Source organism: Pseudomonas sp. MWU13-2862 (genome assembly GCF_023242495.1).
Taxonomy (GTDB): Bacteria; Pseudomonadota; Gammaproteobacteria; order Pseudomonadales; family Pseudomonadaceae; genus Aquipseudomonas; species Aquipseudomonas gingeri_D.
The window spans coordinates 1-23,535 of record NZ_JALMEZ010000006.1 but is presented as its reverse complement, the minus strand read 5'-3'; the positions used below and the strand labels follow the sequence as shown (position 1 = coordinate 23,535).

General features: G+C 59.6%; 20 protein-coding genes. 6 read left to right on the top strand and 14 right to left on the bottom strand.

Going from position 1 to position 23,535, the window contains the following annotated elements:
• Positions 1–144: 144 nt before the first annotated feature.
• From M5C56_RS12445 to M5C56_RS12435, 3 genes are all read right to left on the bottom strand, one after another.
• The gene (locus M5C56_RS12445; protein WP_103498200.1) at positions 145–1,227 is read right to left on the bottom strand and encodes a hypothetical protein; all 1,083 of its coding nucleotides are present in this window, start codon (positions 1,225–1,227) and stop codon (positions 145–147) included.
• 254 nt (positions 1,228–1,481) lie between these two features.
• A complete protein-coding gene (locus M5C56_RS12440) occupies positions 1,482–1,931 on the bottom strand; it encodes a hypothetical protein (protein WP_103498199.1) in 450 nt (149 codons plus the stop codon).
• Positions 1,928–3,454, bottom strand: coding sequence for a hypothetical protein (locus tag M5C56_RS12435; protein ID WP_247263174.1), 1,527 nt, complete (start codon positions 3,452–3,454; stop codon positions 1,928–1,930). The genes M5C56_RS12440 and M5C56_RS12435 overlap by 4 nt, the downstream gene beginning before the upstream one ends.
• Positions 3,455–3,659: 205 nt before the next feature.
• Between M5C56_RS12435 and M5C56_RS12430 the strand changes: the two genes are divergently transcribed.
• Positions 3,660–4,814, top strand: a complete 1,155-nt coding sequence (locus M5C56_RS12430) for a GGDEF domain-containing protein (RefSeq protein ID WP_103497675.1) — start codon at positions 3,660–3,662, stop codon at positions 4,812–4,814.
• Here M5C56_RS12430 and M5C56_RS12425 read toward each other — a convergent pair.
• The 9 genes from M5C56_RS12425 to urtA form a co-directional block, all read right to left on the bottom strand.
• Positions 4,811–5,824, bottom strand: coding sequence for an AAA family ATPase (locus tag M5C56_RS12425; RefSeq protein WP_247263175.1), 1,014 nt, complete (start codon positions 5,822–5,824; stop codon positions 4,811–4,813). The two genes, M5C56_RS12430 and M5C56_RS12425, sit on opposite strands and share 4 nt — an antisense overlap.
• A 3-nt stretch (positions 5,825–5,827) precedes the next feature.
• On the bottom strand, positions 5,828–6,871 hold the full coding sequence (locus tag M5C56_RS12420; protein ID WP_103497674.1) for an aliphatic amidase: 1,044 nt from the start codon (positions 6,869–6,871) through the stop codon (positions 5,828–5,830).
• A 15-nt stretch (positions 6,872–6,886) separates the two neighbouring features.
• Entirely contained in the window at positions 6,887–7,231 is a 345-nt protein-coding gene (locus M5C56_RS12415) for a zinc ribbon domain-containing protein (RefSeq protein ID WP_103497673.1), read from the bottom strand.
• Between the two features lie 30 nt (positions 7,232–7,261).
• A complete protein-coding gene (gene fmdA / locus M5C56_RS12410; protein ID WP_103497672.1) occupies positions 7,262–8,491 on the bottom strand; it encodes a formamidase in 1,230 nt (409 codons plus the stop codon).
• A 253-nt stretch (positions 8,492–8,744) separates the two neighbouring features.
• Complete coding sequence (gene urtE, locus M5C56_RS12405; protein ID WP_103497670.1) at positions 8,745–9,434, bottom strand: urea ABC transporter ATP-binding subunit UrtE; 690 nt, start codon at positions 9,432–9,434, stop codon at positions 8,745–8,747.
• A 10-nt stretch (positions 9,435–9,444) separates the two neighbouring features.
• Positions 9,445–10,203 (bottom strand): urea ABC transporter ATP-binding protein UrtD, encoded by a 759-nt coding sequence (gene urtD, locus M5C56_RS12400; RefSeq protein ID WP_103497669.1) that lies wholly within the window; start codon positions 10,201–10,203, stop codon positions 9,445–9,447.
• A complete protein-coding gene (gene urtC, locus M5C56_RS12395) occupies positions 10,200–11,387 on the bottom strand; it encodes an urea ABC transporter permease subunit UrtC (protein WP_103497668.1) in 1,188 nt (395 codons plus the stop codon). Before urtC ends, urtD begins: the two co-directional genes overlap by 4 nt.
• A gap of 10 nt (positions 11,388–11,397) precedes the next feature.
• Positions 11,398–12,315, bottom strand: coding sequence for an urea ABC transporter permease subunit UrtB (gene urtB / locus M5C56_RS12390; protein WP_177104652.1), 918 nt, complete (start codon positions 12,313–12,315; stop codon positions 11,398–11,400).
• Positions 12,316–12,406: 91 nt separating this feature from the next.
• Positions 12,407–13,651 (bottom strand): urea ABC transporter substrate-binding protein, encoded by a 1,245-nt coding sequence (gene urtA / locus M5C56_RS12385; protein WP_103497667.1) that lies wholly within the window; start codon positions 13,649–13,651, stop codon positions 12,407–12,409.
• 317 nt (positions 13,652–13,968) lie between these two features.
• Here urtA and M5C56_RS12380 point away from each other — a divergent pair, with 317 nt between their 5' ends.
• Positions 13,969–17,346 (top strand): ATP-binding protein, encoded by a 3,378-nt coding sequence (locus M5C56_RS12380; protein WP_103497666.1) that lies wholly within the window; start codon positions 13,969–13,971, stop codon positions 17,344–17,346.
• Positions 17,321–18,004, top strand: coding sequence for a response regulator transcription factor (locus tag M5C56_RS12375; protein WP_103497665.1), 684 nt, complete (start codon positions 17,321–17,323; stop codon positions 18,002–18,004). Before M5C56_RS12380 ends, M5C56_RS12375 begins: the two co-directional genes overlap by 26 nt.
• Before the next feature lie 70 nt (positions 18,005–18,074).
• Here the strand turns inward: M5C56_RS12375 and M5C56_RS12370 are convergent, their stop codons facing one another.
• Positions 18,075–18,515 carry a hypothetical protein gene (locus tag M5C56_RS12370; protein ID WP_103497664.1) on the bottom strand — a complete coding sequence of 147 codons (441 nt, stop codon included), beginning with the start codon at positions 18,513–18,515 and terminating at the stop codon, positions 18,075–18,077.
• Positions 18,515–19,843, bottom strand: a complete 1,329-nt coding sequence (locus M5C56_RS12365; protein WP_247263176.1) for a hypothetical protein — start codon at positions 19,841–19,843, stop codon at positions 18,515–18,517. The genes M5C56_RS12370 and M5C56_RS12365 overlap by 1 nt, the downstream gene beginning before the upstream one ends.
• A 481-nt stretch (positions 19,844–20,324) precedes the next feature.
• Here M5C56_RS12365 and M5C56_RS12360 point away from each other — a divergent pair, with 481 nt between their 5' ends.
• The 3 genes from M5C56_RS12360 (at position 20,325) to M5C56_RS12350 (ending at position 23,508) form a co-directional block, all read left to right on the top strand.
• On the top strand, positions 20,325–21,779 hold the full coding sequence (locus tag M5C56_RS12360; RefSeq protein ID WP_103498963.1) for a hypothetical protein: 1,455 nt from the start codon (positions 20,325–20,327) through the stop codon (positions 21,777–21,779).
• Positions 21,780–22,257: 478 nt separating this feature from the next.
• The gene (locus M5C56_RS12355; protein WP_103498962.1) at positions 22,258–22,605 is read left to right on the top strand and encodes a hypothetical protein; all 348 of its coding nucleotides are present in this window, start codon (positions 22,258–22,260) and stop codon (positions 22,603–22,605) included.
• 555 nt (positions 22,606–23,160) lie between these two features.
• A complete protein-coding gene (locus tag M5C56_RS12350) occupies positions 23,161–23,508 on the top strand; it encodes a hypothetical protein (RefSeq protein WP_218227283.1) in 348 nt (115 codons plus the stop codon).
• The last annotated feature ends 27 nt before the right edge of the window (positions 23,509–23,535 follow it).

Below are 23,535 nucleotides of genomic sequence, written 5' to 3'. Positions count from 1 at the left end.
TGTCTTTATCTTTTTAATCCGCTGAAAGCTGGCAGGATCAAAGATTTCGGATCTGGTCAGCTCTGTGGTCCCCGCGGAATGTGTGCAGCAGCCTGCTGCACACATTCCGCGCCCGGTCATGCAGCGCCAAAAGCACTTGTCCTGCTAGCTGCCCGGCGCGAACACCGCCACGCAACCATTACAGCCTCCGTCCTTCGCACTGAGCGGCAGGAAGACGTGGTTATTTTTCTCGCTGACCGCGACCGAATGCGGATTGCCGCCGGGCAGCTTTATGCGTTGGACGATCGTATTGGATTTTGCGTCGATAACACCGAGCTCCGGGCCGTCCGGCATGCCGCGCGAAGCGGTGTAATACTGCTTGAGCTTCGGATTGTAGGTGACCATGTCGGCGGAACCGAGGCCTGGAATGACCTTGACCACCGAACCGTCGGTCTTCATCACGACGAATACCGGCGGCAGACCGCTGCCCTTGCCGCCAGCGTCGCAACCTAACAGCAGGTTTGCACCTGGTCCTTGCACCAGGCCGTTGGGATGGCAGTCATTGACTGGCAGCAATTTCTCGAGCTTGCCGCTGGCCGGGTTGATGACCGCGACGGCACCCTTGGCCTTATCCTTCTTCAACTCTGGAATCGAAACATAGAACCTTTTTGTCACCGCATCGTAGACGGGCTGCTCGATCCCGTCCGTGGCGTCCTCAAGGGAAATCCTGGCCATGATTTTGTGTTCGGGCCTGGTCGAAATCAGCGTCAGGAACGGCGGCTCGTCGGCATTGTTGGCGACAAGCACAACGTGGGCCTTCGGATCGTAGGCCATCTCGTCAACCCGGAATTTTCCGCCGGTGGAAAGGCTATCCGTGACTTTTTTCGTCTTGAGGTCGATGACCTTCACAGTGCTGTCGCCGTCGCTGGCCCACACCTCGCCACCAACCACGACGACGCCGTTCGGGCCGGACACACTACTGGTCTTTAATTGTCCTGCGAATCCGCCGGGCAACCGGTCGACCATCTTGCCGCTGGCGCCATCGAACACGTCGATAGCCTTGTTGCTTCTATCGGCCAGATAATAACGGTTGGTCGCCTGATCGACATAGCTGATGTCGAAGCCGTTGAGAGGCTCGCCTGGAACCGCCAATGTGCCGATCTGTTTCAGTTCAGCCGCGCTGACCGAAGCAGCGAGACTCAATCCCAATATTGCAGTCGCGCAACCCAACAATTTTCGCGGCATCATGTGTTTTCTCCTGAAAGTCTTCGGGTACTGTTGTTTTTATTCGCATCCATAAACCACCCCGACCCACTAGGGCGCCTGACTTTTCACATTCATTCAGAGATACACGGTCCTGACAGTAACTATTCCGCCTATGGCACTTTGACCTCAGAACAGATGCCGACCCACCAGACAACCTCGACCGCCGGGTCAATCTCGGTTATCCGTATTCATAGTGTCAACATTTGAAGTGCACATGAGTGCAGATGATGTGATTTTTAGGAAATGTTCCCACTTGTGCCACCTGCGACACTCAGCCCCTGCACCAACCCTAGCGCCTGAGTAATTTCCGGTCTGTCGCTCCAAAGTGTCCAGCAGGTACTATCGAATGCTTCAATAGCTAAAACATAAGTCTCTGGCACTATTTCGAAGCCAGAGGGTTTAATAATTTCAGCGACCGTATTGACTGCGACCACAAGACAGTTGAACGTTTGCTCCATCGATTGTGAGAACTCAAGCAATTGCCCCCACGTCATGATGCCTCCTCTCTCCTGAGAGAGTAGAAAAGCCTCATACTCATCCATAGAAAGGCCATCAGGTGCACAACCCACACCTTGAAACTCGAGAACTGACCACACCCAATCATTATCAGGAATGACCGCCAGCAAATCGCTTAGCAACAGGACTGTTCCATCCGCCCGGAAAGACGCCAAGGTGACTGAGTTCATTGCGGATACTCCAGTGGTCTTGCGGGCCCGTGCTGGGGCGTCCCCCCCGTGGGATTTGGGATGAAATCATGCTGATGCGGACTCGTATGCTCTTTGGGGCGTCCGTGATCCGTAAAGTCTATATCTCGCTTGGGCTCCAGTTTGCCATCTTTGTTCAAATGCCACTCTCTGGCTTGCCTGTATTCATCTTTTCTTCCTCTTCTATTTGCAAGCTGGGTGTGGGGCTCTTCGGCATCGGGAACGGGCCTACCATGCTTGTCGTTTACTAATTTCCTATCTGGCCGGTATAAAGTGGCCGGATCAATTTCCTTAGGCCATTCAAGCCTGACAATCTGCGCCCCAGCGCCCTTCCCTTCTGCCCGTCCCGCCTTTTTGATTCTAGCGTTCTTGAGGCCTTGACCAAGCCGTTTCAGCCCAGAGCCCAGACGTTGCGTCAATGCCAGGTTACGCATCGACACCGTACCTTTCGCCGCCAGACCAGCACCACCGCTGTACATGACCAACAGCCCGATCAGCACTATCTCGAAGACCACCGCACCACCGAACTCGGCGATTTCTTCGCGGTTCTGGGCTTTTACATAGTCAACGGCAAATCGCGCCAGCAGGTCCCGGCTCGGCCCGTCCTCCATCACGAAGCACGCCGTTTCGTAGCTTTCGGCCAGTTGTTCACGGGTGATCTTGCTTGGGTCGAAGCCCAGCGCCTCAATCAGTTCACGATGCTGCGCCTGGGAAAAGTTGTCGCGAAAGGAAGCGATCCAACTGCCACCATTGGAAGCGTCGGCGTTCCAGACGGACACCACGACATTGGAAAAGGTAACGAAGGGATTGATCAGGTCGCCATATTCCTTGGCGCTCTTGACCAATCCCCAAGCGCCATAAAGCGCGCCCTTGCCAATCGCCAAATGGGTATGGAATGCATTGGTGACAACACCACGCTCATCCTGGATAGCCTGCAACGCCGCCGCTTCGGCACGCTCTGCTTCGAGAATCGCCTCCAGCGCGGCCTGCACCTCGGCGCGGCTGAGGACCACCAGATCTTCGGTGTCGACCTCCGCCAGCATCTGCGCCTGATAAGCTCCATCGGGAATACTGCCGACAAACCGACTGTACTCATCCAACCGAGTCCGAATGGGCTCGCCGCTGGCCGGGGTCAGCACGCAAGGCAAATCACACCCCAAGCCTTCGCCGTTATCCCAGATGAACTTCAAACCGACATGGCAGGTGCTGGTCGGAATCTGGCGCTCAATGGTCCGCTTTGCCTGGCTGTAGAAGTCGCCGTTATAAGGCTCTGGAGGCGGCACGCGACGCTCAGTATTACGCGACGGCAAAGGAAAGCACGGGCCCGGCGTGGGTGAGTAATTGCCCCTGGAACCGTAATGGCCCACGGTTAACGAGATCCCTGTTTCAACAGTCGTTCGCTCCTTCGAGAAGGACCGAGAAAAACAGAAAATCAGCTGCTCGGCCCAGTTACCGAAGCTTACGGTCGAGGCCGAAAGGAAGTGACCGCATTGGATGCCAGACAACTCAACGCCATCTGTAGGACCCTGGTCAACAGCCCCCTTCAACAAGCAGGCAACCCCACGGAGATCCCGCTACAATCCCGCCGAGTGATTGCCAAGATGCTCGCTCACGTGCCAAGTCCTGCTTTCCAACTCGCGGTGTGCCCTGGCACCCACCGCCGCCGTCCCGGGCGCCCCCCGGTCGCCGGCTGAACAGGGTTGCCCGAACATGACACTGCTGCACATCCCCACCCTGCTGCTGGTCTCGGTCTTCATCTTCTGCCTGATGGGGCTGCTGAGCCTGCACGCCTGGCTGCGGGAAACCCGCGAACGCTGCCTCGCCTACCTGGGCAGCATGATGTTGCTGGCATCCCTCGGCATCCTGCTGGTGAGCTTGCGTGGCTTGGGCGTCGACTTTGTACCGCTGGTGGTGGGCAACGTGGTGCTGCTGCTGAGCGCAGCGATGAACTGGACGGCCATGCGCGTGTTTGCCGGGCGCGCGCCCTCGGTCCCAGGCATGCTCGCTGGCGCGCTGACTTGGCTCGCGCTGTGCACGGTGCCAACCTTCCTGGAGTCACTGCCATTGCGGGTGGCCGCCTATTCGGTGCTGACGGTCGGCTACGGCGTGCTGACCTTGCTGGAGTTCTGGCGTAGTCGCCACAGCCTCGAAGCCTCCTACCTGCCCGCGCTGACACTGACAGCACTGAATACTCTGTTCTACTGCGTGCGGACCTTTACTGACGCCGGCATGGGCCTGGACCAGGCCCTCGCGGGTAGCGGCGAAGGCGTGCCGTTTTTCTCCTTCATGCTGTTCGAGTCCATGCTCTACGTGGTCGGGATCGGCTACGTCACCCTGGCCATGGTCAAGGAGCGCGCCGAGCGCCAGCTCAAGGCGGCGGCCTATAGCGATCCCCTGACCGGCGTCGGCAACCGGCGGTCGTTCATGTTCAAGAGTGAAAAGCTGCTGGCCGACTGCGGGCGTCAGGGCACGGCGGCGGCGCTGCTGCTCTGCGACCTGGACCACTTCAAGCGTCTGAACGACACCTTCGGCCATGCCGTGGGCGACCAGGCACTGATCGCCTTCGGCCGGGTAACGACACAGATCCTGCGCCCGGCGGATGTATTCGGGCGTATTGGCGGCGAAGAGTTTGCCTGTGTGCTGGGCGATAGCGACAAAGCCCGCGCGATGGAAGTGGCGGAGCGGATCAGGGCCGGCTTTGCCGGGCTGACGCTGCTGGAACCCGGCTTTCTCAGCGTGAGTATCGGGCTGGTCACCACGGGGGAATCCGGGTACGAACTCTCGCGGTTGCTGTCGGTGGCGGATGAGGCACTTTACGCAGCCAAGGGTAAGGGCCGCAATCGAGTAGAGATCGCAGAAAGCTAGCCCTGCGGCAACACCACCAACCGCTGCCCCTGCACCGTCGCCGTCATCTGCCCGGCGTCGGCACAGGCCAGCAGGCAATCGGCAATCGCCGGTTCCAACTCGACCCGCACCCTGCGCACCAGGGCGCGGGCGCCGAAGCGCGGATCGTGATCGAGTCCCAGCCAGGCACGGGCCAACTCGTCCACCAACAGCTGGCGCCGCGGCCCCAGGCGCTGATTGAGCTTGCTCAGTTCGATATCCAACAATGCGTCGAGCCAGCGACCCTCGATGCGTTCGAACACCAGGATACGATCGATCCGATTGAGAAACTCCGGTTCGAAACGGTTGTGCAACGCCCGCTCCAGCAGCCGTGATTCAGCCTCTGCGAACCAACCCAGCAAACGTCTCCAGCCCCCACTCAAACGCTGCCGTCGAGCGTTGGCCTGCCGTGCGCCGATGTTGCTGGTCATGAAGATCAGGCTGTTACGAAAATCCAAAGTACGGCTGCCGCCCGCCAGGGTCAGCCTGCCACTTTCCAGAATCCCCAGCAGGCTGCGCAACACCTCGTCGCTGGCCTTTTCCAGCTCATCGAACAGGACGATGCCCGGACGACTGTAAGTGCCCTCGATCAACTCACTGTCGAACAGGCTGACGCCTTCCTTGCTGCCCACATAACCCGGCGGCGCACCGGTCAGCGCCGCCGCGTAATGTTCCTGGGCCAAGGTCTGCATATCGATACGGCACATCGCATCGCTACGACCATGAATGGCCAGGGCCAGCAGGCGCACGATCTCGGTCTTGCCGACACCCGTCGGGCCCATGAACAGGTTGACCCCAAGCGGCCGATCGCGGTCGCCGATGTCCGCCTTGAGCACCTTGAGCTGTGCCTCGACCGCCGCCAGTGCCGCGTCCTGGCCGACGATGCGCTTACGCAGCAGCGCCATCACCTGCTGCGGTTCGAAGGTGAACCGCGAGGTCAGCGGACGCACCTCGGGCTGCCCTGATGCGGGGACCTGCTGGATCGACGACATGCTTCAGCCCGCGGTCTTTTCTTTACCGCCGTGGGGCAATTGCCCCACCGGGCAGTCCGCCACGCCCACCGTGCGCCGGGTGATGTTCTCCACATTCTCCCGGGCCTTCTCGGCATCCAGGACCCAGGTGCGATAGAACTCGAACGGACACTCAGCGATGCCCTTGTCGCCATCGCCGGAATCGTAGATGCCGGTGTAGCCACGGTGCAGCAACTTGAACAGATGGTTCTGCGACTGGTCGTTGGCTCGCGCATCGCGGATCTGTGAGATCGACAACTGGGCGTACTGAATACCCATTTCCTCTTCGCCACACTCACCCAGGGTACGGCCGTCGAAGCCGATGATCGCCGAGTGCCCGAAGTACGAATACACCCCGTCGAAACCGGCGGCGTTGGCCACCGCGACATAGCAGTTATTGGCCCAGGCCATGCTCTTGGACATCTGCACCTGCTGCTCCTTGGCCGGGTACATATAGCCCTGGCAACGGACGATCAGCTCCGCGCCCTTCATCGCACAATCGCGCCAGATCTCCGGGTAGTTGCCGTCGTCGCAGATGATCAGGCTGATCTTCATGCCTTTGGGGCCGTCGCAGACATAGGTGCGGTCGCCGGGGTACCAGCCTTCGATAGGACACCAGGGAATGCACTTGCGATAGCGCTGGACGATCTGCCCCTGATTGTCGATCAGCACCAGGGTGTTGTAAGGCGCCTTGTGCGGATGCTCCTCGTGGCGTTCGCCGGTCAGGGAAAACACACCCCAGGTATTGGCCTCGCGACAGGCCGCGGAAAAGATCGCGGTCTCTTCGCCGGGAATGGTCGCGGCGGTGGCCATCATCTCGTCATGGTCATAGAGAATGCCCATGGTGCTGTACTCGGGGAACACCACCAGGTCCATCCCGGGCAGCCCCTGCTTCATGCCCTTGATCACCTCGGCGATCTTGCGGGCATTGTCGATGACCTCGGCCTTGCTGTGCAGGCGCGGCATCTTGTAGTTCACGACAGCAACACCCACGGTATCCGGGCTGCTGGAAATGTCGCCATGGCGCATGGAGAAAAACCTCTGTCAGTGACTGATCATCCAGGGCCGTGGCCCGGTCTTGCTCTTGAGTCCCAGGGGATTGGCCTTGGTCGGCACCACCGGTTTGCTTGGCGCGCAGCAACCGCAACCCTTGGGATGACGCCGCTGCTGGTACTCGGCGACGGTCTGCGGCGCATGGGCGCTACGTTCGTTGGTGGCGATGGCCTGGCGCTGACTGCTCGACAGACAGTTCAAGGCCGGCGCCGAAAGCTGCAAGCCACCGCCAGCGCCGCCGCAATAGGGGCACTGGCAAGGTTCATGGCGCTGGTTCATGGGCCGCAGCATGGTGAAGGGGCCGCAGGCCTGGCACTGGTATTCGTAAGTCGGCATGGTTCGCACTCCCGGAATCTTGATGACGCCTTACAGATCGTGGGCGATAGGCAGGTCGATGCTGCCATCCAGGTGCTTGATCGGGCCGTTGGCGTTGGGGTTGATATCGAAATCGAAGATCTCGGTCGGCAGCCACAAGGTCGCGCAGGCATTGGGGATATCCACCACGCCACTGATATGTCCCTGCACCGGTGCCGATCCCAACAGGGCATAACCCTGGGCCGGGGAGTAACCGAACTTGGTCAGGTAATTGATCGCATTGAGGCAGGCCTGGCGGTAGGCGACGTTGACGTCCAGGTAGTGCTGCTGGCCGCTCTCGTCCACCGAGATGCCTTCGAAAATCAGGTAGTTCTTGTAGTTCGGGGTGATGGGGCTTGGCTTGAACACCGGGTTCTTGATCCCGTACTTGGCCATGCCGCCTTTGATCAACTCGACCTTCATGTGTACCCAGCCGGCCATCTCGATGGCGCCACAAAAGGTGATCTCGCCGTCGCCCTGGCTGAAGTGCAGATCGCCCACCGACAAACCGGCGCCGTTGACGTAGACAGGGAAGAAGATCTTCGACCCACGGGACAGGTCCTTGATATCGCAGTTACCGCCATGCTCGCGCGGCGGCACGGTGCGGGCGCCGGTGGCGGCGGCGTCATCGCGGGCCTGGCCCTTGAGTCGGCCCATATGTGCGGTGGCGGCCAGCGGCGCGTTGGCCAGGGGCGGCACGCGGGTCGGGTTGGTGTCGATCAGTTCCTGCTCGCGGCGGTTCCAGTCGGCGAGCATCACCGGGTCGGGCAGGCAACCGATCAGGCCGGGGTGGATCAAGCCGGCGAAGTTGACACCGGGAATGTGCCGCGAGCTGGTGAACATGCCTTTGAAATCCCAGATGGCTTTCTGCGCACTGGGGAAATGATCGGTGAGGAAGCCGCCGCCGTTCTGCCGGGAAAAGAAACCGTTGAAGCCCCACTGCGATTCGGCCTTGGCGCCGATATCCATCAGGTCGACCACCAGCAGGTCGCCAGGTTCGGCGCCGTGCACGCCGACCGGGCCGGAGAGGTAGTGCACGGTGGACAGGTCGATATCGCGCACGTCGGAAGCATCGTCGTTGTTCTTGATCGCCCCGGCGGTCCAGTCGTAGGTTTCGAGAATGAAGTCATCCCCCGGCTTGACCCAGCAGGCCATCGGAATGTCCGGATGCCAGCGGTTGTGGATCTGCTCGTTCTCGGTGGCGGGCTGGTTGAGGTCGACTTTGATCAAGGTATCGGTCATGGCAAAGCTCCTGGACAGTAGGGATGTACAGCGTTGCTGGCAGTCTCGAATGGCGACGCGAATCGGCCAATACGTCGGATGACGTAGCCCCTCGCAACACCGCAATCTGTAGGAGCTGGCTTGCTGGCGATAGCGGCCGAACAGGCGATGCAAGGCTCAAGGGCCTCATCGCCAGCAAGCTGGCTCCTACAGGGGACCGCGTTGACCGGGGTTTCGAGTCCGGGTCAAAGCGGTGCCTACAGAGGGTAGATGTCTATACGGAGAGGTAACGGCTGATCGTCACCTCGTCGACCTTGTCGCGGGTTTCCTCGATAACAAAGCGCCCCTTCTCGATCACCAGAAAGCGGTCGGCGATTTCCAGGGTGAAGGACAGCACCTGCTCGGAAACCACGATGGTCAAATCCCGCAGGGTGCGGATTTCCTTCAGGGTCCGGGCGATGTCCTTGATGATCGACGGCTGGATGCCTTCGGTGGGTTCATCCAGCAACAACACCTTGGGATTGGTCGCCAGCGCCCGGGCAATCGCCAGTTGCTGCTGTTGCCCGCCCGAGAGGTTGCCGCCCTTGCGCGAACGCATGTCGTGGAGCACCGGGAACAACGCATAGAGGTCTTCCGGCACCTGGCCTCGGGCCGAAGCCGGCAAGCCGGTCTGGATATTTTCCAGCACCGTCATGCTGGGAAAGATCATCCGCCCCTGGGGCACATAGGCGATGCCGTGCTCGACCCGCTCGTGGGTCTCAAGGCTGGAAACCTCACGACCATCGACACTGACCTGCCCGCCCCACTGCGGAAGAATGCCCATCAGGCTCTTGAACAGCGTGGTCTTACCCATGCCGTTGCGCCCCATCACGGCGACGATTTCCTGCTTGGCCACGGCCAGGTCGAGGTCATGGAGAATCTGGCTCTGGCCGTAGCCACAGGACAGTTTGTTGATGTTGAACATACCTGCTTCCTCAATGGCCCAGATAGACTTCGATGACTTTCGGGTTGTTCTGCACCGACTCCATGCTGCCCTCGGCCAGCACCTTGCCCTGGTGCAGCACCGTGACCTTGTGGGCAATGCTCTTGACGAATTCCATATCGTGCTCGATCACCAGCACCGAACGGCCCTGGCTGATGCGCTTGAGCAACTCGGCGGTCTGCACGCGCTCGTTGACGCTCATCCCTGCGACGGGTTCGTCGAGCATCAGCAGGTCGGGGTTCTGCATCAGCAGCATGCCGATCTCCAGCCACTGCTTCTGGCCGTGGGACAGCAGGTCGGCCTGTTGCTCCAGCATATCGCCGAGAAAGATCTCCCGGGCCACCTCTTCCACCCGCGCAATCACCGCCGCGCTGCGCTTGAAGAACAAGGCGCTGAACACCTTGCGCCCGGCCGGATAGGACATCTCCAGGTTCTCGAACACCGTGAGGTTTTCGTAGATCGACGGGTTCTGGAATTTGCGCCCGACACCGGCACGGACGATGTTGTACTCGTGCATCCTGGTCAGCTCTTTTCCGTCGAACTGGATGCTGCCGCTGGTGGCGCGGGTCTTGCCGCAGATCAGGTCGAGCACCGTGGTCTTGCCCGCGCCATTGGGTCCGATCACCACCCGTACTTCATTGCGGTCGATATACAGGTTGAGGTTGTCCACCGCCTTGAAACCATCGAAGGACACCGTCAGCCCCTCGATGGCCAACACCGGTTTGTTCATCTGAAAACCGATGGCGGTCATGGCTGTGTCTCCAGGGAAGGACGTTCAGGGGCTGGGGCTTTCGGTTCGACACGCACGGCCTGCGGCAAGGACGCAGCCACCGGTTGCGAACGCGGAGAACGCCGCAACAATCGAGCAAGCGCCTGGCGACCATGACTGTCCCAGAGCCCGGCCAGCCCATTGGGGAAGTACATGACCACGGCAATGAACAGCCCGCCCATCAGGTACAGCCACAGCTCGGGAAAGGACTCGGAGAAATAGGTCTTGCCGTAGTTCACCAGCAGGGCCCCATACACCGCGCCGAGCAGCGACATCCGCCCGCCGACCGCGGTAAAGATCACCATCTCGATGGACGGCACGATGCCGACGAACGTGGGTGACATAAAGCCCACCTGCAAGGCGAACATGGCGCCGCCAATGGCCGAGAAGCCGGCGGCGATACAGAACACAAAAATCTTGAAGGTCGCCACGTCATAACCGGAGAAACGCACCCGCTCCTCCTTGTCGCGCATCGCCATCAGCAAGCGCCCCAGCTTGGAAGCGAGGACAAAACGGCCGATAAAAATGCAGCCGAACAGCAGCGCCGCATTGATGAAGTACAACACCAGCTTGGCGCTGTCGGTGCGCAGGTCCCAGCCGAGCAGCGTCTTGAGATCGGTGATGCCATTGACCCCACCGCTCAGGCCCTGCTGGCCGACAATCAGCACTGTGAGAATCAGCGCAATGGCCTGAGTCACGATGGAGAAATACACATCCCCGACCCGTCGCTTGAACAGTGCAATGCCGATGATGAAGGCCAGCAACACCGGCACCACAATCACCGCCAGCAGCGTGAAACTGAAACTGTGAAACGGCACCCAGAGCCAGGGCAGTTCGGTGATCTGGTTCCAGTCCATAAAGTCCGGAATGCCCGGCGTGGTCTGGATCTTGGTGCTGACCGGATCGGAGGCTTCCAGTTTGAGAAACATCGCCATGCAGTAGCCGCCGACACCGAAAAACACACCCTGCCCGAGACTGAGAATGCCGCCATACCCCCAGCACAACACCAGGCCGACGGCAACGAAGGCATAGGTCAGATACTTGCCCACCATGTTCAACCGGAAGGCATCCAGGGTCAGCGGAAACACCACGAAAATCAGCAGCGCCAACAGCGCCACGCCGAGCAGGTTCGGCTTGCCCGCCAGCATCTTGTCTAGAACGTTCATCGGCTCGCCTCTACTTGCGCACTTTGATGGAGAACAGCCCTTGGGGGCGCAGCATCAGGATCAGGATGACCCCGGACAGGGTCAGCACCTTGGCCATCGAACCGCTGAGGAAAAACTCCGAGATCGATTGGGTCTGGGCAATCACGAACGCCGACGCGATGGTGCCGAACAGGCTTTGCGCACCGCCGAAGACCACCACCAGGAAGGTGTCGACGATGTACTGCGAGCCGGCGGTGGGTCCGGTGGAACCGATGGTGGTGAAGGCCGCGCCAGCCACCCCGGCGACACCGCAACCCAGGGCAAAGGTCATGCGGTCGACCTTGCGGGTATTGATGCCCACGGCCCGGCTCATCAACCGGTTCTGCACCGTGGCGCGCACATGCAGGCCCCAGCGCGAACGATAGAGCAGGACAAAAATGCCTGCCGTCAGCAGCAAGGTCAGGGCCATCATGAACAGGCCGTTGCGCGGAATCTCGATGGAGTCCGTGAGGTTGAACGACCCCATCAGCCACTCCGGTGGCGTGGCGCTGACTTCACGGGCGCCGAACACCGAGCGGAAGGTCTGCTGCATGACCAGGGACAGGCCCCAGGTTGCCAGCAGCGTGTCCAGCGGCCGCTTGTAGAGTCGGCTGATCATCGCCCACTCCACCAGCCAGCCGATGGCGCCGGCGATCAGAAACGACAACGCGATGGCGAAGAAAAAATAGTAGGGTTGGAACGCCGGGGCGAAATGGCTGGTCAGGCTCGAACAGACATAGGTGGTGTAGGCACCGATGGTGAGGAACTCGCCGTGGGCCATATTGATGACCCCCATTTGCCCGAAGATGATCGCCAGCCCCAGCGCCATCAACAACAGCACGCAGAACACGGACAAACCGTTGAACCCCTGCATGGCCGCGATGGCACCAAATTCCGATAGCCATTCCATGATGATGGTCTCCTGCGGTGGAAGTAAAAAACCGCATCCCCGGCAAACCAGCCCCTGTAGGAGCCGGCTTGCCGGCGATAGGGCCCGAACGTTATTGGTAACCTTTAGGGAACGGATTCGGCTCGATCAGACCCGACTCGTAGACCACCTTGAACTGACCATTGGACTGCACTTCACCGATGCGGGTCTTGCTCCACAGGTGATGGTTGTCGTGCACTTTCACGTAGCCTTCAGGTGCGGTTTTCAGCTCGATGCCTGGCGAGGCAGCGACCACTTTGTCAACGTCGAAACTGCCGGCCTTCTCCACTGCTGCTTTCCACAACCACGGGCCGAGATAAGCCGCCTGGGTCACATCGCCAATCACCGCATCCTTGCCGTACTTGGCCTTGAAGGCTTCGACGAAGGCTTTGTTGTTGGGGTTGTCCAGGCTCTGGAAGTACTTCATCGAGGCATAGAAACCGGCCATGTTCTCGCCGCCGATGCCCAGCAGTTCGTCTTCGGTTACCGACAGGGTGAGCAGGGTCTGCTTGGTCGAGTTGACGCCCGCCGCATTCAGTTGCTTGTAGAACGCCACGTTGGAACCACCGACCACTGCGGCGAACACCACATCAGGTTTCTTCAGCTTGACCTTGTTGATCAGCGAACCGAACTGGGTGTTGCCCAGCGGGTAGTAGTCTTCGCCGACCACGGTGCCGTGCAGCACGTTTTCAATATGCTTGCGGGCGATCTTCATCGAGGTGCGCGGCCAGATATAGTCCGAGCCCACCAGGTAGAAGGTCTTGGCGCCCTTGGTCTTGGCGATCCAGTCGAGACTGGCGAGGATTTGCTGGGTGGCTTCCTGGCCGGTGTAGATCACGTTCTTCGACTGCTCCAGCCCCTCATAGAAAGTCGGGTAGTAGAGCAGGCCGTTTTCCTTCTCGAAGATCGGCAGCACGGCCTTGCGCGAAGCCGAGGTCCAGCAGCCGAACACCGTCGCCACCTTGTCGTTGACCAGCAGCTTCTTGGCCTTCTCGGCGAAGGTCGGCCAGTCGGAGGCGCCGTCTTCCTGGATCACCTTGATCTGCCGACCGAGGATGCCGCCCGAAGCGTTGATCTGCTCGATGGCCAGGCGTTCGGCCTGGATCGAACCGGTTTCGGAAATCGCCATGGTGCCGGTGGCCGAGTGCAACTGGCCGACGGTGACTTCAGTCGGGGTCACGGCCAGGCCGGTGGTGTTGGCCTCGTCCGCCATCACCCCCTGGCTGAATACACTGGCGGCCAGTAACGACAGGGCCGCTGCTCCCAGCGCCAGACGGCGCGGCAACAGACCTTGGGGGCGGATCAATCGTGGTTCCATGCTGCTACTCCTCTGCGGTGGCGCTGCGGTTCGCCTGAGAGGGCGGCCAGCAACGGTGATGGCATCAGCATGGCGGCGAGGAGCGGCGGCCGGTATACGCAGCCTGACGTAAAGGCATACGTCATTTGACGTAGGGAAATTCGCACCAAGCTGGCGCAGGCTAGCGCCCCAGGCCCGTGCCACCTGACCGCCTCACGCGCAGGCACGCGCACGGGTAACCGCTGGTGCGGCCCGCCAGCCTGGGGCATGAAAATTGCTCAATTTTTCACCACTACAACGCCAGGCACGGAGCGCCTTGACAGCAGGAGTCTTTCACCGTGCTACCACCCGGCACCCAGCGCATCGCCAAGATCCGTCGCGACTACAACAGCTGGGTCGCCGACGAGACCATGGAGGACTACGCCCTGCGCTACACGCCGAAGTCCTTTCGCAAGTGGTCGGAACTGCGCATTGCCAACACCGCCCTGGGCGCGGTGTCGTTCCTCGCCCTGGAGGCGATCGGCGGAGTGCTGGCCCTGAGTTATGGGTTCACCAACACCTTCTGGGCGATTCTCGCGGTGAGCCTGGTGATCTTCTTCACCGGCCTGCCCATCAGCTACTACGCCGCCCGCTACGGCGTCGACATGGACCTGCTGACCCGCGGCGCCGGCTTCGGCTATATCGGTTCGACCATCACCTCGCTGATCTACGCCAGCTTCACCTTCCTGTTCTTCGCCCTGGAAGCGGCGATCATGGCGTTGGCCCTGGAGCTGTATTTCCATATCCCGCTGGCCTTCGCCTATGTGATCTGCTCCGTGCTGGTGATCCCGCTGGTGGCCTACGGGGTGACGCTGATCAGCCGCCTGCAACTCTGGACCCAACCGCTGTGGCTGGTGTTGCTGGTGCTGCCCTACCTGTTCGTGCTGGTGAAAAATCCCCAGGCCTTCAGCGACTGGACCAGCTTCCTCGGTCGCAGCTCCAGCGGTGGTGACTTCAATCTGCTGGAGTTTTGCGCGGCCTGTACCGTGGCTCTTTCGCTGGTGACGCAGATCGGCGAACAGGTCGACTACCTGCGCTTCCTGCCGGAGAAAACCTCGGCCAACCGCAAACGCTGGTGGGCCGCCCTGCTCTGCGCCGGCCCCGGCTGGATCATCCCCGGTGCCCTGAAAATGGCCGCCGGGGCCTTCCTGGCCTTTCTCGCCCTGCAACACGAAATCCCCATGGAGCGTGCCGCCGAACCGACGCAGATGTACCTGGTGGCCTTCAGTTATGTGTTCTCCTCGCCGGAATGGGCCCTGGGCGCCATGGTGCTGTTCGTCTTTGTCTCGCAGATGAAGATCAACCTGACCAATGCCTACGCCGGCTCCCTGGCCTGGTCGAACTTCTTCGCCCGGGTCACCCACAGTCATCCCGGCCGTGTGGTGTGGCTGGTGTTCAATGTGGCGATTGCGCTGATGCTGATGGAGTTGGGGGTGTTCGATGTCATCGACCAGGTGCTCGGCCTCTACGCCAATATCGCTACCGCCTGGATTGGTTCGGTGGTCGCCGACTTGGTGATCAACAAGCCGCTGGGGCTGTCGCCGAAACATATCGAATTCAAACGCGCGCACCTCTACGACATCAACCCGGTGGGCGTCGGCTCGATGGTGATTGCCTCGTTGCTGTCGATCCTCGCCCACTTCGGACTGTTCGGTGCCCTGGCCCAGGCCGCGCCGCCCTTTGTCGCCCTCGGTACGGCACTGATCATGGTCCCGTTGCTGGCCTGGGCCACCGGCAGCCGCTATTACATCGCCCGCACCAGCGACCCGTTGCTGCTGCGGCCGGTGCAGCCGAGTACGCAGGTCACCTGTGGTCTGTGCAGCAATCCATTCGAAGTCGCGGACATGGCGTTCTGTCCGGCCTACAGCACGCCTATCTGCTCGTTGTGCTGTTCGCTGGATGCGCGTTGCGGTGATCGTTGCAAACCCCAGGGGCGACTGTCCGCACAGTTCGAATCGCTGCTGCGATGGTTATTGCCCAGCACCATGGTCCCGCGCCTGCACACCCGGTTGATGCATTACCTCGGTCTATTGCTGGTACTGATCCTGATGCTCAGCGGCGCCCTGGCGCTGATTTACGGCCAGGCTTCCCAGGGGCTGCCTCATTCGGCGACCTTGTACCAGGCGTTTTTCAAGGCCTTCCTGACGCTCTCGATGTTGGCCGCGATCCTCGCCTGGTGGATCGTCCTGACCCGGGAAAGCCGCCATGTGGCCCAGGAAGAATCGACTCGCCAGACGCAATTACTGATGCAGGAAATCGCCGCCCACCGAGTCACCGACCAGGCCCTGCAGGATGCCAAGGAAGCCTCCGAGGCAGCCAATGCGGCCAAGAGTCGCTATATCACCGGGCTGTCCCATGAACTGCGCACGCCGCTCAACAGCATCCTCGGTTTTACCCAGAACCTGCAGCGCGACGCGGCCATGCCGGAACAGCACCAGGATGCCCTGGCGACCATTCTGCGCAGTGGTTCGCACCTGCTGTCACTGATCGACGGACTGCTCGATGTGGCCAAGATCGAGGCCGGCAAACTGCGCCTGGAACTGACGGAAATTCCTTTCCCGGAACTGATCCATGACCTGGAACTGATGTTCACTCCTCAGGCCCAGGAAAAGGGTCTGCGCTTTCGCCTGGAACTGATCGGCAAGATGCCGGCGGTGGTGCGTGGCGATGAAAAACGTGTGCGACAGATCCTGATCAACCTGCTGGGCAATGCGGTCAACTTCACCGACAGCGGCGAGGTTTGCCTGCGGGTCAGCTACATGCGCGAAACCGCGAACTTCGAGATTATCGACACCGGTATCGGCATTGATCCCGAGCATATCGAGCGGATCTTCCAGCCGTTCGAACGCGGCGACCTGATGCGCCAGGACAAGGGCGTCGGCCTGGGCCTGACCATCACCCGCATGCTCACCTCGCTGATGGGCGGCGAATTGCAGGTCAGGAGCCAGCAGGACAAGGGCACCTGCTTCCAGGTGCGGCTGTTTCTTTCCCAGGTGCGGGCGCCCCGAGCCGTGGTCCATGTCGAGCACGACATCATCGGCTACCAGGGACCACGACGCCGGGTGCTGGTGGTGGACGATCATGTGGACCATCGCAAGGTGCTCAACGGCATGCTCACGCCGCTGGGCTTCGAAGTGGTGCAGGCCAGCAACGGCCAGGAAGCGATTCGTCAGGTGGCGTTGCTGGGGCCGGACCTGATTCTGATGGACCTGTCGATGCCGACCATGGATGGCTGGGAAACCAGCCGCCTGATCCGCCGCAATGCGCTGTCCACGGTGCCAATCATCGTGATCTCGGCCAATGCCTTCAGCGACGAGCGCAACCTGGCCAGCGCCTGCAATGACTACCTGGCCAAACCGGTGCGCACGCCGGAGTTGCTGGAGAGGATTCAGAAGCAACTTGATCTGCATTGGGTGCGGCGTGAAAAGCCGGCGCCGGCGGCACTCCCCGAACCCTGGGTCTTGCCTTCACACCCTGACCTTGTTGCCCTCGGCGAGCTCAGCGCCATCGGCTATGTCCGTGGCTTGCAGGAAAAGCTCGACAGCATCCAGGCTGAAGCGCCGGACACAGCGGCTTTTATCGGGTCGATCCGCAAACTGCTGAAGAACTTTCGCCTGGACGAAATCAACCGCACCCTCAAGGAGGCAGAAGATGAATGCACTGACCACAGTCGCTGAACCCGGTGTCGTGCTGATTGTGGATGACACGCCGGATAACCTCGCGCTGCTGTCCGATGCGCTTAACGATGCCGGTTATATGGTGCTGGTGGCGCTGGATGGGTTGAGTGCGTTGAACCGGATTGAGCGGCGGCGCCCGGACCTGATCTTGCTCGATGCAATGATGCCGGGGCTGGATGGGTTTGAGACCTGTCGGCGGATCAAGGCGCAGCCGGAGAGTGCTGATATTCCGGTGCTGTTTATGACCGCGCTGACGGAGAGTCGGCATGTGGTTCAGGGGTTTGAGGTGGGTGGCAGTGATTATGTGACCAAGCCGATTCAGATAGCCGAAGTACTGGCTCGGGTGGCGGCGCATTTGCGCACCTCGCGCACGTTGTTGTCGGCACGTGCGGCGTCACAGCCAGTGGCGGCCTTGAGTTTGAATGATGAACCGGCCAGCCAGGTGTTGTCGGCGCGTTTTCAGCTAACGGGACGTGAGGTGGAAGTGCTGCGCTGGGTGGCCTGTGGAAAAACCAATCGCGATATCGGCACCATCCTGGACTTGAGCCCGCGTACGGTGAACAAGCATCTGGAGCACGTGTATATCAAGCTGGGGGTGGAGACGAGGACAGCGGCGACTTCGGTGGTGCTGTCGGCGATGACGGAGCATCGGCGATAGGCTGAGGTAATTCCATGCTCAGGCTAACAGGAGTGTCGCTCATGCCTTTTTCTCTCGTGTTGAAACCGCTTTAATTACTGTCTTTATTCAACAATCTAACGTTTGGAAGCTGCCTCACCGCTCGAATAATTTCAGGGTTGTCGCTCCAAAGTTTCCAGTTGGTACTATCGAATGCTTCAATCGCCAAGACATAGGTTTCTGGCACTATTTCAAAACCAGCAGGCTTGATGATTTCGGTAGTCGTATTGACTGCAATCACAAGGCAGTTGAACGTTTGCTCCATCGGCAGCGCAAACTCAAGCAATTGCTCCCATGCCATGATGTCTCCTTTCTCCTGAGAGCGGAGAAAATCCTCATACTCATCCATAGACAGGTCATTAGGTGCACAGCCCACCCCTTGAAACTCAAGAACCGACCACACCCAATCATTATCAGGAATGACCTCCAGCAAATCTTTTAGTAACAGGACTGTTCCATCCGTTCGGAAGGATGCCAAGGTGACTGAGTACATCACGGATACTCCAGTGGTTTTGCAGGCCCATGCTTTGGTGTCCCACCCGTAGGATTTGGGGTGAAATCATGCTGATGCGGATTCGTATGCTCTTTGGGGCGCCCGTGATCGGTAAAGTCGATATCACGCGTGGGCTCCAACTTGCCATCCTTGTTCAGATTCCACTCCCGGGCTTGTCTGTACTCATCTTTTCTTCCTCTTCTATTTGCAAGCTGGGTGTGGGGCTCGGGAACATCGGGAACGGGCCTACCATGCTTGTCATTCACTAGTTTCCTATCTGGCCGGTACAAAGTCGCCGGATCAATTTCCTTAGGCCATTCAACTCTGACGATCTGCGCGCCAGCGCCGTTCCCTTCGGCCCTTCCCGCCTTTTTGATTCTAGCGTTCTTGAGGCCTTGGCCAAGCCGTTTCAGTCCAGTTCCCAGACGTTGAGTCAATGCCAGGTTTCGCACCGACGCCGCGCCTTTCGCCGCCAAACCAGCACCACCGCTGTACATGACCAACAGCGCAATCAGCACAATCTCAAAGACCACTGCACCGCTGAGCTCGGCGATCTCTTCGCGGTTCTGGGCTTTTACATAGTCGACGGCAAATCGCGCCAGCAAGTCCCGGCTCGGCCCGTCCTCCATCACGAAGCACGCCGTTTCGTAGCTTTCGGCCAGTTGTTCACGGGTGATTTTGCTTGGGTCGAAACCCAGCGCCTCAACCAGTTCGCGATGCTGCTCCTGGGAAAAACTGTCGCGAAAAGAGACGATCCAACTACCGCCATTGGAGGCGTCAGCGTTCCAAGCCGCCACCACAACATTGGAAAAACTAACGAAGGGGCTGATCAGATCGCCATATTCCTTAAGGCTTTTGACCAATCCCCACGCGGCATAAAGCGCGCCCTTGCCTATCGCCAGGTGGGTATGGAACGCGTTGGCGACAAAGCTGCGCTCATCCTGGATGGCCTGCAGCGCCGCCGCTTCGGCACGCTCCGCCTCAAGGATCGCGGCCAACGCGGCCTGCACCTCGGCACGGCTGCGGACCAGCATCTCTTCAGTGTCCACTTCCGCCAGCATCTGCGCCTGATAAGGCCCATCGGGAATACTGCCGACAAACCGGCTGTACTCATCCAACCGAGTCCGAATGGGCTCGCCACTGGCCGGAGTCAGCACGCAAGGCAGATCACAACCCAAACCCTCCCCGTTATCCCAGATGAACTTCAAACCGACATGACAGGTGCTGATCGGAGCCTCGCGCTCAATGGTCCGCCTTGGCTGGCTGTAGAAGTCGCCGTTATAGGCCGGTGGCGGTGGTGCGCGGCGCTCAATATTGCGCGTCGGCAAAGGAATGCACGGGCCGGGCGTGGGCGAGTAATTGCCCCTGGAATCGTAATGACCCACGGTTAACGAGAGCCCTGTTTCAACGGTCGTTCACTCCTTGAGAGGGACCGACGAAAACAGAGAAATCAGCTATTCGGTCCAGTTGCCGAAGCTTACGGTCGAGGCCAAAAGGAAGTGACCGCATTGAATGCCAGACAACTCAACGCCATCTGTAGGATTTTGGCCCGCGGACCCATTCAACAAACAGCCCCCTCGGAGATACCGCTACGCTCCCGCCGAGTGATTGCCAAGGTGATCGCTCACGGGATATCTGCCCACCTTTCGATCTTGATCATTTTCGTGACCGAACACCTAGGTGAGTTGGCTGCCCTTTTTTTTACACCAGCCTCTGGACACATGACCGACATCACTGGCTAATACCTCCATCAATCCTTTCGGCTCACTCACTTCGGACTCGTCAATAGTGCTGAACCGCAACGCTCTGATGGCCCAACTCTCTGCCACACCCGATGACATTGCCGCGCGTGCTTCGCTTTATCGTGCTCTGCTCGACAGCGGAGAGGCCTCACTGGATGGTCTACGAGTAGCCGCCGGCCTGCGCGATCCGGCTGCTATCGCTGTTGTCGCGCAGTTGAACGCCACCGCGCATACCAATCGCCCCAAGACATTGTTGTCGCAGCTTCGTGGACTGCCCGTAGACCATGTCGAGCTGGAGAATGCCGAGCCTGACTGGCTTGATGCCCTGGCTGGGCTGCCACTGCGTACGCTGGTACTCAACAGCCCGAAATTCAGCTTCGATCAGACTGTATCGCAACGTTTGCCAGCCGTTGCCCTCGAGACATTGGAAATCAGTGGCTTTTCGCGCGATGACAACGCCAGCAGCCTCCCGTCACTCGAACGGTTGCGCCGACTGAAGTTGAAAACCTACGGCGAAGACTTCGACGACCGTTTCCTCCACCAACTCGGCAGTGGCGCGCTGCAGGAGTTGTCGTTGAACCGTTGTGATGAGGTCACCGACGACGGCCTGCTCGGACTGTCACGACTCAAGTTGCGCTCACTCACATTCGAACGCGCAGGGGAACTCACTTCACGTGGAATGCAGCACTTGGGTCATCATCCACTCGAGCAACTATCGCTAGGTTGGAATGGCGCAATCCTGAAGGACCCTTCCTGGCTCCGCGGCCTGACCGCATTGCGCTCGCTGAGCCTCGATTACTGTTACGCAACCGACGCCATGCTCCACGCCATCCAGGGCCTGCCGATCGAACGGCTTTCGCTGCAATCTTCGTATATCGGCGAGGACGACATTGCCGAACTGGAAGGCATGCCACTCGCCGATCTGGATCTTAAATCTTCACAGCAAATGATCGAGCGGCTCGATGTGCTGCACGCGTTTCCACTGAAGCGCCTGGGGCTCTCCGATGTGCAAGGCATCGACGCGCATACGTTGCGCGATCTGCGCGGTTTGGAGCTGGAATCGCTGGACCTTTCATTGAACGACATCACCGGGGAGGAACTGAAGCAACTGGCGGGTCTGCCGCTGAAGCGGCTTAATCTCAGTTTTTGTCACGGCATTGACGGCAAGGCTTTGCGAATGCTCGTCGAATTGGGATTGCCGTTGGAGCAACTGGAGATAAGCGGTCTGGATCTGCGCGACGCCGACTTGGCCTGCCTGCGCGATCTGCCGCTGCGGCGCCTCGGGTTGTATGAAAGTCCTTGGCTCACTGACGTCGGAGTCGCCCACCTGGCGCATTTGCCACTGCGAGATCTGACACTCGCGGCGGGTCCGGGGGAATCGCAGCTCACTTCAGCCGTGGTGTCCGTGTTGGAGCAGTTGCCGCTACAAAAATTGTGGTTGCCGAACAGCTCAGGGATCAGCGCAGAAGGATGGGATCGCTTGGCCAGATTGCCGGCCCATGTGACTGGGCCTGGTATTTGACAGGCAGTGGAAATCCATATGCCCACTGAGCCCTATCAGTCCTAAGTACCTGGAAAATCGGGGGCCCAGCCGGAGAGTTCTTGCTCCCGGCCAACTACCCTTTCAGCTTTTTAACACCGTTAAATCAGCGGCGCTTTTCAGTGATCTTGCAGTGCCAGCAAGACAACTCGCTTTCCTTTGAATGAAGTTTCCTAGAAAATCCTGACCGCTTGCGCCTGCCAATTTCGATGACTAGTCTTCAGCCCGTCACTGCCTATTCAGTGATCGGGTTTAGTCGCCCGGGATAGATTGGCGCACAGCGCCCCCTTGGAATGAGGCGTTTTTTACTGCCTGCATTTTATGGTGGCTGTGCGCAGGGCACCCTCGTGGTGCGCCGGTTTCTCCAATCTTCCGGTCGACTAACCTGTGCACAGCTGCCACCCACAATCGTTTAGTCGCGAAGGCGTGGTGGCTCCAACCGCTAGATTGGAGATTTACCATGTACAAGGTCACACCCAACCCACCGGGAACCTCCGGTATCGAAAGCATTGACCCCCAAGCCGCTGATCGCGCCTTGGCGTACTACATACTGCCTCAGGGCGGCGGTCCAAAACGCCCTGATATCGCAGGAACACCAGGCGAGCCCACTGGCCCGCAAAGCCGAGAAGAAGCCCTCGTCAGCGCCAGCTCAATCCTGGACTCCGCTGCCGCCACCGCCTATGAAAATGCCGACAACCTCACGGGTGCGAACCGCAAGGTCGCGATGGGTGTCGTGCATCTAATCGAACTGGCTCAACGGCAAGTGAATTCAGTGATTGAGGAGCAGCCAGCTGGAGCAACAAGCTGACAGAAAGCAGCGCGACATAAAGGGGAGCTTGCTCCCCTTTTCGCTGACTAAATATTCTCAGTCCAAATGGCCCAGTTCAATTCGCGACGCAGCGCGTCGTATTTTGGAAACGCCAAGAAGACACCACGCATATGGTGCAGATGTGCGACGTCAAAACATTTGCCGAACTCAGCGCTCAGCGCCTTTTAGTCCCCTGTAAATCAGCTGTGCTTTTTCAGTGATCTCGCAGTGCCAGCAAGACAACTCGCTTTCCTTTGACTGAAGTTTCCTAGAAAATCCTGACCACTTGTGCATGCCAATTTCGCTGGCTAGTCTTCAGTCCGTCACTGCATATCAGTGATCGGGTTTGGTAGCCCGGTATAGATTGGCGCACAGCGCCCCCTTGGAACCAGGCGTTTTTTATTGCCTGCATTTTATGGTGGCTGTGCGCAGGGCACCTTCGGGCGCGCCGGTTTCTCCAATCTTCCGGTCTACCAACCTGTGTACAGCCGCCACCCTCAAATCGTTTGGTAGCGATACTGGTGACGGCTCCATCCGTGAGATTGGAGATTTGCCATGTACAAGGTCACACCCAGCCCACCGGGAACCTCCGGTATCGAAAGCATTGATCCCCAAGCCGCTGATCGCGCTTTGGCGTACTACATACTGCCTCAGGGTGGCGGTCCAAAACGCCCTGGTATCGCAGGAACACAAGGCAAGCCCCCGGTCCCACAAAGCCGCGAAGAAGCCCTCGTCAACGCGAGCTCAATACTGGACTCCGCTGCCGCCACTGCTTATGAAAATGCAGACAATCTCAGCGGTGCGAATCGCAAAGTAGCGATGGGTGTCGTGCATCTGATCGAGTTGGCTCAACGGCAGGTGGATTCAGTGATAGATGAACAGCCAACGGAAATGACAACCTAACGGAAGCGAGTGCAGTTCGAAGGGGAG